The 10,426-nt window shown below is 51.7% G+C and carries 10 protein-coding genes; 5 read left to right on the top strand and 5 right to left on the bottom strand.

Going from position 1 to position 10,426, the window contains the following annotated elements; genetic code table 11:
- From coaE to pilB, 4 genes are all read right to left on the bottom strand, one after another.
- Window positions 1-315 (bottom strand): dephospho-CoA kinase (coaE, locus tag ACESMK_RS08520; protein WP_372997200.1); only part of this gene is annotated, 315 nt, incomplete at its 3' end.
- Window positions 316-318: 3 nt separating this feature from the next.
- Window positions 319-1,194: a prepilin peptidase gene (locus tag ACESMK_RS08515; protein WP_372997198.1), complete on the bottom strand. Its 876-nt coding sequence runs from the start codon at window positions 1,192-1,194 to the stop codon at window positions 319-321.
- A 120-nt stretch (window positions 1,195-1,314) separates the two neighbouring features.
- A complete protein-coding gene (locus ACESMK_RS08510) occupies window positions 1,315-2,535 on the bottom strand; it encodes a type II secretion system F family protein (RefSeq protein ID WP_372997196.1) in 1,221 nt (406 codons plus the stop codon).
- A 2-nt stretch (window positions 2,536-2,537) separates the two neighbouring features.
- The gene (pilB, locus tag ACESMK_RS08505) at window positions 2,538-4,253 is read right to left on the bottom strand and encodes a type IV-A pilus assembly ATPase PilB (protein WP_372997194.1); all 1,716 of its coding nucleotides are present in this window, start codon (window positions 4,251-4,253) and stop codon (window positions 2,538-2,540) included.
- Between the two features lie 430 nt (window positions 4,254-4,683).
- Between pilB and ACESMK_RS08500 the strand changes: the two genes are divergently transcribed.
- From ACESMK_RS08500 to ACESMK_RS08490, 3 genes are all read left to right on the top strand, one after another.
- A complete protein-coding gene (locus tag ACESMK_RS08500) occupies window positions 4,684-5,145 on the top strand; it encodes a pilin (RefSeq protein WP_372997192.1) in 462 nt (153 codons plus the stop codon).
- Window positions 5,146-5,228: 83 nt separating this feature from the next.
- Window positions 5,229-7,010 (top strand): Wzy polymerase domain-containing protein, encoded by a 1,782-nt coding sequence (locus tag ACESMK_RS08495; protein ID WP_372997190.1) that lies wholly within the window; start codon window positions 5,229-5,231, stop codon window positions 7,008-7,010.
- Window positions 7,011-7,178: 168 nt separating this feature from the next.
- A complete protein-coding gene (locus ACESMK_RS08490) occupies window positions 7,179-7,628 on the top strand; it encodes a pilin (protein WP_372997188.1) in 450 nt (149 codons plus the stop codon).
- A 7-nt stretch (window positions 7,629-7,635) separates the two neighbouring features.
- Here ACESMK_RS08490 and ACESMK_RS08485 read toward each other — a convergent pair whose 3' ends face one another.
- Window positions 7,636-8,997: an MBL fold metallo-hydrolase gene (locus tag ACESMK_RS08485; RefSeq protein ID WP_372997186.1), complete on the bottom strand. Its 1,362-nt coding sequence runs from the start codon at window positions 8,995-8,997 to the stop codon at window positions 7,636-7,638.
- A 162-nt stretch (window positions 8,998-9,159) separates the two neighbouring features.
- Between ACESMK_RS08485 and cysQ the strand changes: the two genes are divergently transcribed.
- Together cysQ and rfaH are read left to right on the top strand one after the other, a co-directional pair.
- Window positions 9,160-9,936, top strand: coding sequence for a 3'(2'),5'-bisphosphate nucleotidase CysQ (gene cysQ, locus ACESMK_RS08480; RefSeq protein ID WP_372997184.1), 777 nt, complete (start codon window positions 9,160-9,162; stop codon window positions 9,934-9,936).
- On the top strand, window positions 9,933-10,412 hold the full coding sequence (rfaH, locus tag ACESMK_RS08475; protein WP_372997182.1) for a transcription/translation regulatory transformer protein RfaH: 480 nt from the start codon (window positions 9,933-9,935) through the stop codon (window positions 10,410-10,412). The genes cysQ and rfaH overlap by 4 nt, the downstream gene beginning before the upstream one ends.
- The last annotated feature ends 14 nt before the right edge of the window (window positions 10,413-10,426 follow it).

The raw sequence follows: 10,426 nt of genomic DNA, 5'->3' as shown, positions 1-10,426 counted from the left end.
CTGATAGTGTTGCGGGTGCAACTGCCGAACCAATTCTTCACGAATCACAGGGTGCAAAAGCGACTCCAGCCAGGCCCGCTCTTCCGGCTTCTCAAAGACAATCCCCCGCAGCTGCGCCCGATCCAAAGCACCCTCGGGAGTGAGTATCTCCTCCCCAAAATGCTCCTCGATCTCAGCAAGCGCAGGCGTTCCCGGCTCCACCACCTCGCGGGCCACATCATCCGCATCCACCCAATGCACGCCACGCTCACCGAATAAGCGAGCCACCGTGGATTTGCCGGAGCCAATCCCGCCGGTCAGGCCAACGATGTTCATAAATCAAACCCCCAAAAAACCAAACCAGGCGGCCTGAATCTCACTCCCAAACCACAAACAAAGCAACCCCGCCGTGGCAAGGTAAGGCCCAAACGGAATCGGCACCTCCCGCCCATGCTTCCTGAACACCATCAAACTGATACCCACAACCGCACCAACCACCGAGGACAGCAAAATTACCGCCGGCAACAACTGCCACCCCAGCCAGGCGCCCAGCGCGGCCAGCAACTTGAAGTCGCCGTGCCCCATGCCTTCCTTACCGGTGACCAGTTTGAACAGCCAATAAACCGACCAAAGTGAAAGATACCCGGCCACCGCTCCCCAAAAGGCACTGTTAAAGTCCGTCAGCACACCAAAATAATTCAGCACCAGGCCCAGCCACATCAAGGGCAGGGTAATGCTGTCTGGCAATAACTGGGTATCGAAATCAATAACAGTCAAAGCCACCAGAGACCAAACCAGCAGAAGCGACCAAAGCGCCGACTCATTCGGCCCGATGACTGCAATGGTCACCACCGAGAAAATCGCGGTAACGGCTTCAATGATTGGATAGCGGGGCGAGATCGGCGCCTTACAGGACGCGCATTTTCCCCGAAGAACCAGCCAGCTCACTACCGGAATATTTTCCCAGGCCCGAATGCCATGGCCGCAGGAAGGGCAGGTGGAAGCCGGTTTGGAGAGCGTAATCCGCTCCTCCTGCTTGCGCTGCTTGTCAGGCAGTTCCAGGAACTCCTCGCACTGGCAGCGCCAGTCCTGGTGCATCATTTTCGGCAGCCTGAGAATGACAACATTCAGGAAGCTGCCGATGCAGAGGGATACGAGGGTGACTGAAAGAAAAAGAAGCCAGGGAGTGGCGAGAAAGGCGTCCAGAGTAATCATCAATTATCCGAGAATCAGGCGGGGGAACTCGGGGTCAGATAAACGCTTTCTTCTGACCCCAACTTAAAGCGTGAACTCGGGGTCAGATGAAAGCCTTCATCTGACCCCTTTTTCAGGTCGTTAACCAACAACCTGACCCATCTGGAAGATTGGCAGATACATGGCAATGATCAGGCCACCAACCAGAACGCCCAGAACCGCCATGATCATTGGTTCCATCAGGGCTGTGAGGTTATCGACCATGTCGTCGACCACTGCCTCGTAATGCTCGGCAACCTTAGCAAGCATCTCATCCAGATTACCGGACTCTTCGCCGATCGCGGTTAACTGAACGGCCATTACAGGGAATACGTCTTGCTGGCGCATGGAAGCCTGAAGCTGGGTGCCGCTCGATACATCGTTTTTGATGCGGTCGATAGCGTCCCGATAAACCGCGTTACCGGTTGCACCGGCTACAGAATCAAGTGCGTCTACCAACGGAACACCGGCAGCGAAGGTGGTTGAGAGTACACGGCCAAATTTGGCAACTGCAGATTTGTCGAGGATTTCGCCAACAACAGGCAGCTTCAACACATATTTATCAACCAGATCCGAGAATTTTTGCGAGCGGCGTTTGGCTTCTTTAAACAAGAAAATGGTGCCCACAATTCCCAGTAAGACCACGAACCACCAGCTTTGCAGCCACTCCGAAAGCTCTACGACAAACTGAGTGAAAACGGGAAGTTCCGCGCCGAAGCCCTGGAACAAGCTCTCGAACTGCGGCACAACCTTCACGAGAAGGATGGCTGTCACAATGATCGCCACGACAATTACAGCGATGGGGTAGGTCATCGCCTTCTTTACTTTTTTCTTGAGAAGTTCAGTTTTTTCAAGGTACGTAGCTATCCGGTCGAGCATGGCCTCTAGCGCACCTGCCTTCTCACCGGAATCCACCAGGTTGCAATACAAGTCATCAAAATACTTTGGATGTTTACGCAGTGCGCCCGCGAAACTGGTACCCGATGAAATATCATTTCGGATACTCATAACCAGTTCCTGAAGCCCCTTGTTCTCCAAACCATCGGCAACAATGTCAAAGCTCTGCACCAGAGGCACGCCCGCCTTCATCATGGTCGCAAGCTGACGAGTCAGCATGGCAATGTCGAAGGGGGTAATCTTCTTGCTGCCACCGAAAAGCGGCTTGGGCTTCTTCTTGACCTTGTCCGGAATAATGCCTTGCTTGCGAAGTTGTGCCTTAACCAGTGCAAGGTTAGAGCCAGTGAGCTCGCCTTTGGACTTATTGCCCTTTCGGTCTTTCCCTTCCCAAACATACGCTTCCAGCTTCTGTGCTTTCTCTGCCATGCTTAATCCTTCGTCACGCGGTTGGCTTCCTCAAGGCTTGTTACGCCTTCGATCACTTTCATAAGTGCCGATTGGCGCAAGTTACGGAAGCCCTCGGCCTGAGCCTGCTTTGCAATTTTGATGGAACTGGCTTCTTCCATAATCATGTTCGCCAGCTCTTCGGTAATCTTGACCACCTCGTATATCCCGACGCGGCCTTTATATCCTCCATTGCATTTATCACAGCCCTTGGGGCGGTACAACGTGAAGCCTGTATCAATTTGTTCCTGTGTGAACCCTTCCTCCAATAGCACGTCTTTCGGGACGTCAAAGGGCTGTTTGCATGAGCTGCAAAGTCTTCGGCCCAGACGTTGGGCAATTATGAGGCTCACGGAAGTAGCGATGTTGAACGAGGGCACGCCCATGTTCATCATCCGCGTGAGAGTCTCTGCGGCGCTGTTCGTGTGGAGGGTAGAAAGAACCAGGTGCCCAGTCTGTGCCGCTTTGATAGCAATGTTGGCAGTTTCCAAATCCCGAATCTCACCCACCATGATCACATCGGGATCCTGACGCAGGAATGCCCGAAGGGCTTCGGCAAAGCCCAGCCCCACGCGGTTGTTCACGTTTACCTGGTTGATGCCTTCAAGATTGATTTCCGCCGGGTCTTCCGCGGTGGAAATGTTGATATCCGGGGTATTCAGAATATTCAGCCCGGTGTACAAAGAAACTGTTTTACCGGAGCCGGTGGGGCCGGTTACCAGAATCATGCCCTGCGGCTGCTTCAGGGCATCCATATACATCTCTTTCTGGTCCGCTTCATAGCCAAGCACATCAATACCCAGCTTCGCCTGGCTGGGATCAAGAATCCGCAAAACGATCTTCTCACCCCAGAGAGTGGGCAGGGTGTTTACCCGGAAATCGATGGCTTTGGTCTTGGACAGCTTCATCTTGATCCGGCCGTCTTGGGGCACGCGTCTCTCGGAAATGTCCAGCTGAGCCATAATTTTTACGCGGGCGGAAATCTTCGGAGCCAGCTTGATAGAGGGGCGGGAGACTTCTTTCAAAATACCGTCGGTGCGGTATCTTACCCGATAGACTTTTTCATAAGGCTCGAAGTGAATGTCCGAGGCGCCGCCGCGAATCGCGTCCAGCAGCATCTTGTTCACATACTTCACTATTGGTGCGTCGTCCACCTCACTGGCAACAACAGCGCCATCATCTTCTTGCTCACCACCCTCAGTTTCAACACCCTCAAGATCCGAGTCATCAAGATCACCCATGGTGGTGTCCTGGGATTCCAGATATTTTTCGATGGCTTCCCGAAGTTTGGCGTCGTCCACCAATATCGCATCGGTGCTTAGGCCCGTATTGAACTTGATCTCGTCCAGGGCCTGGATATTGGTCGGGTCTGAAACGGCAATGAAGAGCCTGTTTCCTCTCTTATATAGAGGTAGGGCGTTATGCTTGCGAACCAGCTTCTCGTCAACCACCTTCTCCGGCATCATTTCCGGTAGAAATGCTGACAAATCCAGAACCGATACACCGAACTCCATCGCTGCGGAAAATGCAAGCTTCGAACTATCGGCGAGGTTGTTCTGGGTAAGGTAGGTGATCAAAGGGATCCGGTTCTGCGAAGCTTGGAGAAAGGCATCTTTTGCCGTTGCCTCATCCAGCAGTCCGTCATCCACGAAGCGCCTCGCAAGGCCCGTAAGCGTGATGTTGCTTTTATTGGTAGACATAAATTAAGTAAGAAGCGCAGCCTAAGTTACTGAAATCGGTGTTTTGTCAATCCCAGAGAGTTTAGATGGCCAGCCTCGGTTTGGAAAGGACCCTGTGTAATATACAGTTCCCACCGACGTCAGTGTAAAGGCTTCTTCTAACGCCCCTCTTCGAGAAATGGTGCGAGCTTGGGTGCCCGGAAGTGACAATATTTGTCACCGACTGACGCCGTCGGGCATTTGGCTCAGCAACCTGTTGGATAGTAAAGTGTTGGCAATAGTATCATTAAGTCTTTGTTTATAAGTGGAAAAGTTCCGTTTTTTCGCAATCGAAAGAAGCTGGCACGGCTGATGCTTGGTTTCTGGCAGGCTCAAAATGCCGGTCACGGGGCGCGACTCCACCGGGCCCGGGCCAGATCGAGTTGATCAACGATAAACGAAGAGGTCGATAATGAAGAACATGCAAATCAATCACGCTCAAAAGGGTTTTACCCTGATCGAACTGATGATCGTTGTTGCGATCATTGGTATTCTGGCAGCAATCGCTATCCCGCAATACCAGGATTACACCGCCCGTACTCAGGTAAACCGCGCTTATAGCGAAATCTCTGCCTTGAGAACTGCTGTCGAGGAGAATCTGACCCGAGGCAACATCTCCTTCACTTGGGATGATCTGGGATTCACACAATCAAACCTTACAGATACTGTTACTACCAGCGATACTGTTGACACTTTCACTGGCGGTGAAGGTGATCTCCAAGTTACGTTGGGTGGCAACGCAGGGCCGACAGTTGCAGGCGCTACTATCACCCTTTCCCGTTCCGCGAATGGCGAATGGACGTGTGCGGTTGCAGACGGCGGTAGCTCCTCCCTGAAGGACAACTACGTACCAGCAGGCTGTACTGGGCCGTAAACCTTCAGATGGCTTAAAGTGCACATCAAGTGTTAATTGAAGAGGCCCCTCGGTGAGAGGGGCTCTTTTTTTGGAGCATATACATGATTGCTTTGTGTGTACTATTGGTACTTCCATTTCTAGTTCCTTTGAACTTGTACCCGCTTCCAGATTTTCCTCGTCAGTTCACAAGCCTCATGCTAATTACGCTTTTCAGCGCCTGGACGTTGTTTCGATACAGTGATCGGATCAGGTGTCCAGACTTTTTGTTTGTTGTTTTGGGCTTTGGGTTTGTTTTTCTGTTCTCTGCTTTTTCTGCACCGGAAGTAGCAAGTTATTCCTGGCAGGGTTATTTGATTTTTTGGGCCTGTGCGGTTCTCGCCGTAATCTCAGGTTCGACGTTAGCGGAAGAAAAAGGTCGAGCGAATTTCATCAAAATGTTTGCAGGAGCGATTCTTGTCGCCGGTCTTTTGGTCGGCTGTATTGCTTTGGCGAGATATTATGGGGTTTTGCGGCACCTTCTGCCGTGGATCTCTGAGGATGGTAGTCGGCTCCTGGGTCCATGGGGGCAGCCGAACTTGACAGGCTTGATTCTGGTACTTGCACTGTCTGCCTTGCTTTTCAACGCTGAGAATAAGGAGAGCTATCCTCTAAAAAAATTCATACCTGCCTCGATTTTTCTTATATTTACTGGCCTTTTGACGGGCAGCAGAGCCTGGCTTCTTATGGTTGTGATTCTGATTATTATGCCAACGATATGGGTTTTATTATCAGAATACACACAGAGTCTGGGTAAAAAGAAATCTCTTAGACCCGCTTTGCCAGACAAGTTTCGTTTAATAGTCATTGCCCTTATTGTGGTTTGCTACCCTTCGGTTCCAATTATCGATGAAAAGCTTAGTGAGCCGCTTATCGAGAGTGGCTTTTTAGATAGGCAAAAAGCTTCGGATATGCTGGAGCGACAGGCAACGTTTTCAAGCAATGCGAGACTCGAGGAGTGGAAAAAAGTCATTGAGAATTTTGATTTGGTAGAAAATCCATTTTTTGGCAATGGTCTTGGTCGTTACGGTGCTTTCAGCGTTGCTGCCGATTCAAAGATGGATGACCCTTATCGCAATGGCAAATTATGGACGCATCCTCACAACATTTTCTTGATTGCTGCTGTTGACTGGGGGCTGTTTGGTTTAGCTGCAATCTTGTGTTTCTTAATCTGGGTAAGCATCAAGGCCTATTTTTTGGAGTTTTCAGCCGATAATAAGTTCCTGTTATCGGTGGTGGCGGTGATTTTCTTTCAGAATATGTTGGAGTTTTCATTCTGGTATTTTCCGTTTTTGCTAATATTTATGCTTGCATGTTCATTGCTGTCTCCTGGTAAACCTCTGAGCTTCTCCAGTAGAGCGCTTCCGAGATTTATTTCTGTATCTCTGGTTGTGTTCAGCTTGCTGGTTGGTTCGTATTTGCTCAGGGATTACGTAAATTTGTCAAAAGGGTTCATTGTTGAGGCTCCAAGTGACGAGCTCCGAAGGTCTATCCATCAAGCACGAGGGAATCCATTATTAGGTGACGCCGCATATAAGCTTGAAATTTACAGGATGGTGCCAAGTGTTCGGTCAGTGCAAAAACAGATGGATAAGATGGAAGCTCTAGTTGAGTGGCGGCCCGAACAGTTGTTTATGTTAAGGTTTGCTACCTTGAGTGCCGCTTTTGACGACAAAAAAGTAGGTTGTGAAAGGTTGCGGCGTACTGTCGAACTTTTTCCCGATACCTTGAGTACAGTGCAGAAAGAGTTGGAATTTTTCAGCGAATCCGGGGTAGCGATAGATAATTTGGTGTTCGAAGAATGCTTGCTTTCGGGGATGGCGAGCTGGATTGAGTCTGGCCAATGATTTGGCACTGCTGAATCCGTTCCAGGTTGATTTCCTTTACCGAATAGGATGCGAAAGTTTGACGGCAAGATACGGGCGGAGTCTGAGCGGAACTGACGAGTGGAGTCATATTGGTCTGATGATTGCTAGCTTGTGGTGTATTACGCCACTTTTCAAGAGCTAGGTTTGATGACGATGAAAAAACACTCTATGGGCTTTTCTTTGATTGAGCTAATGATTGTGATGGCAATATTGGGCATGCTTGCAGCCATTGCTATACCTTCTTATCAAGGTTATGTGTTGAGTTCTCAAGTGAACCGCGCAGTTGGAGAGCTATCTGCGTATAAGATGCCATTCGAGACTCAGCTAGCGGATTCCAAGCCAGTTACTGACAGTGATCTTGGATACGTTCCATCCGGGATTGCCACCGACAGCACTGGAGCAGGAATTGCCGTCGTTAATGCTGACGGTTCTGGTCATATACAGGTGACAATGGAGGGCAATGTGCACCCGGACTTGTCAGGCGTTCTTATAAGATTGGAGCGCAATAGTGCTGGAGTATGGCGGTGTGTTATTGATCCCTCTGCGGCTTCCGGTTGGCAGGATGATTACAGTCCGGTAGCGTGTGGCGTTCTTTAAAGTGTTACTAAATCTCCACCTCTTCAAACAACTCCGGCACCTCAACATCCCAGCCGAATTTATCCCGAATCCGCTTACGCATAACGTCACTCGCAACCATTTCACCGTGGGTGACGTAGACCTTTTCTGGCTGGATAGAACCCTGTTCTAGCCACGCCAGAATCTCGTTGTAATCCCCGTGCGCGGAGAGAGAATCCAGGTTGTGAATCTCGGCCTTGACTGGCCAATACTCCCCGTGAATCTTCACCGATTCCGCGCCATTCACCAACGCATCTCCACGAGTGCCGGGCGCCTGGAAGCCAGCGAAAACAATGCTGTTCCGTGGATTGGGCAGTAGTGTTTTCAGATGGTGCAGCACCCGTCCACCACTAGCCATACCACTGGCGGAGATGATGACGCAGGGGTAGCGAACGGCGTCCAGTTCAATCGATTCCTCTACCTTGCGAACAAACTGGGTTTTCTCATCAATCAGCTCGCACTGGGCCGCATTAAGCTTGTGCTCCTTGTGGTGCTTGCAAAAAATCTCCGTAGCCTTGATCGCCATGGGGCTGTTCAGGAATACGGGAACCTTGGGAATCTTCCCGTCGCCCATAATCTTGTGAATGACATAAAGCAGCATCTGTGCCCGGCCAACGGCAAACGCCGGTAAAAGCACGATGCCACCGCGCCCGGCGGTTTTGGTGATGATGTCGGCCAGTTCCGCTTCCGGGTCCGTCTCGCCATGGGCGCGATCCCCATAAGTCGATTCACACACCAGCACATCCGCTTTCTGCAGCGGCTCCGGTGGCCGCATGATAATGTCGTTTTGTCGCCCCACATCCCCGCTAAACACAACCGTCCTGTCCGCGCCCGTGTGATGAACATGCACGCAGGAGGAGCCCAGAATATGCCCGGCCGGGGTAAAGGTTACCTGGAACCCTTTCACCGGCTCGAACGTCTCATGGTAGTGGAGGGACTCAAAATGCTTGAGCGCTTCCCAGGCATCTTTCTCGGTAAACAGCGGCTCCGGCTTCTCGTGTTTCGAGAACTTCTTGCGGAAGGCGTATTTCGCATCCTCTTCCTGGAGGAAACCGGCATCAGGCAGCAGAACCTTGCACAGTTCATGGGTGGCCTTAGTGCAGTAAACCTTGCCTTTAAAGCCGTTTTTCACAAGGGCGGGTAAATAGCCGGAATGGTCAATGTGGGCGTGGGTAAGCACCACCGCATCAATGGTGGAAGGGTCGACCGGAAACTTCGCCCAGTTGCGCCGGCGCAGGGTTTTCACGCCCTGGTACATGCCACAATCCACCAGCACTCGGTGCTTGTCATCCGAGAGCAGGTAGCGGGAGCCGGTAACTGTGCCTGTGCCGCCAAGGAAGCGAAGTTTCATGTTGGAGTCCTTTTACTGGTGAAACCTGGGTCAGAAGAAAGCTTTCTTCTGACCCCTCATTTATAGATGATATTATAAGCTTATGAAATTGGGGTCAGATGAAAATTTCATCTGAGCCCAACTTGTTGGTCCCGAAATGATCTGAAGCAGGAAGCGAATCACATGCATTACAGCTCCATCCTCCCGGATGTCATAAAAGTGGCCGACGAAGCCAGCGAGAAAGTACTGCATATTTACCAGTCTGACTTCAAGGTGAGCTACAAGGCGGACGATTCGCCCATAACGGCTGCAGACACCGCCGCCCACGAGATTATTACCCGAGGCCTGCGCAACATCAGCCGCGACATCCCCATCCTTTCCGAAGAAGGCAAGGATATTCCCTGGGAAGAGCGCAGGCGCTGGCGCCGTTTCTGGCTTGTGGACCCCATCGATGGTACCAAAGACTTTACCCAGCGTACCGGAGAGTTCACCGTTAACATTGCGATGATTGAAGACGGTGAGCCAGTGATGGGCGTGGTCATCGCCCCGGCCCTGAAAGAGGCATATTGGGGTGTGGTCGGTGAGGGCGCCCACATGCGCGACCGCATTGGTAAGGTCCATCGCATTCGGGTGGCCGAGCCCAAAGCTGTAAAACGCGTGGTGGCCAGCAAAAACCATCTCAACGAGCAAACCCGGGCGTTTATCCAGAACCTCGGGGAGCATGAGTTGGTGCAGGCGGGAAGTTCGCTAAAGTTTTGCCGCATAGCCGAAGGGCATGCCGACATTTATCCCCGGCTGGGGCCAACCTGCGAATGGGATACGGGCGCTGCGCAGGCCGTTTTGGTGGCCGCTGGCGGCAAGGTTCAAACCCTGGATGGAGAGCCTCTGAAATATGGTAAACAAAATGTGTTAAATCCGTATTTTATTGCCTCGGGAAGCTGGTACATTGCCCAGCCATGACCTGGTACGCACTACAACACAAGCCCGCACAGGGCGACCGCGCCCTGCAACATCTTCAAAATCAGGAGATTGCCTGCTTCTACCCGAAAATCGCGGTGGAGAAAATCAAAGCAGGCAAGCGCACCAACAAGCTTGAGCCGCTCTTTCCCGGCTATCTGTTCGTTAACCTGGAACAAACCGACCCCACGTGGGCAAAGCTGCGCTCCACTCGTGGTGTGCTGCGAATCGTGAGCTTTGCCAATAAGCCGGCCGCCATCAGTGATGAGGTTATCCAGCACATCAAGGACAGCCTTGATTCGGTGGCAGAGCAGGGCGGTATCAAGCCCGGCCAGGCGGTTCACCTGAGCGAAGGGCCGTTCGAGGGCATTCACGCTATCTTCCAGGCCTACGATGGGGAGGCGCGGGCTATCGTGCTGATTAACTTTATGCAGAAGCAGCAGAGGGTGAAAGTGCCGGTTTCTGCTATAAAAATGTAAGGAAGCGCCGCGCT

The sequence above is a fragment of the Marinobacter sp. genome, from assembly GCF_041687235.1.
GTDB lineage: Bacteria > Pseudomonadota > Gammaproteobacteria > Pseudomonadales > Oleiphilaceae > Marinobacter.
The sequence above is the reverse complement of the archived record's forward strand: the minus strand, read 5'-3'. Positions and strand labels throughout refer to the sequence as shown.

What these genes read in the sequence shown, in the direction of transcription:
- ACESMK_RS08515 (WP_372997198.1), bottom strand. Translation starts at nt 1,194, where the DNA reads ATGATTACTCTGGACGCCTTTCTCGCCACTCCCTGGCTTCTTTTTCTT.
- cysQ (WP_372997184.1), top strand. Translation starts at nt 9,160, where the DNA reads ATGCATTACAGCTCCATCCTCCCGGATGTCATAAAAGTGGCCGACGAA.
- ACESMK_RS08490 (WP_372997188.1), top strand. Translation starts at nt 7,179, where the DNA reads ATGACGATGAAAAAACACTCTATGGGCTTTTCTTTGATTGAGCTAATG.
- ACESMK_RS08500 (WP_372997192.1), top strand. Translation starts at nt 4,684, where the DNA reads ATGAAGAACATGCAAATCAATCACGCTCAAAAGGGTTTTACCCTGATC.
- pilB (WP_372997194.1), bottom strand. Translation starts at nt 4,253, where the DNA reads ATGTCTACCAATAAAAGCAACATCACGCTTACGGGCCTTGCGAGGCGC.
- rfaH (WP_372997182.1), top strand. Translation starts at nt 9,933, where the DNA reads ATGACCTGGTACGCACTACAACACAAGCCCGCACAGGGCGACCGCGCC.
- ACESMK_RS08510 (WP_372997196.1), bottom strand. Translation starts at nt 2,535, where the DNA reads ATGGCAGAGAAAGCACAGAAGCTGGAAGCGTATGTTTGGGAAGGGAAA.
- ACESMK_RS08485 (WP_372997186.1), bottom strand. Translation starts at nt 8,997, where the DNA reads ATGAAACTTCGCTTCCTTGGCGGCACAGGCACAGTTACCGGCTCCCGC.
- ACESMK_RS08495 (WP_372997190.1), top strand. Translation starts at nt 5,229, where the DNA reads ATGATTGCTTTGTGTGTACTATTGGTACTTCCATTTCTAGTTCCTTTG.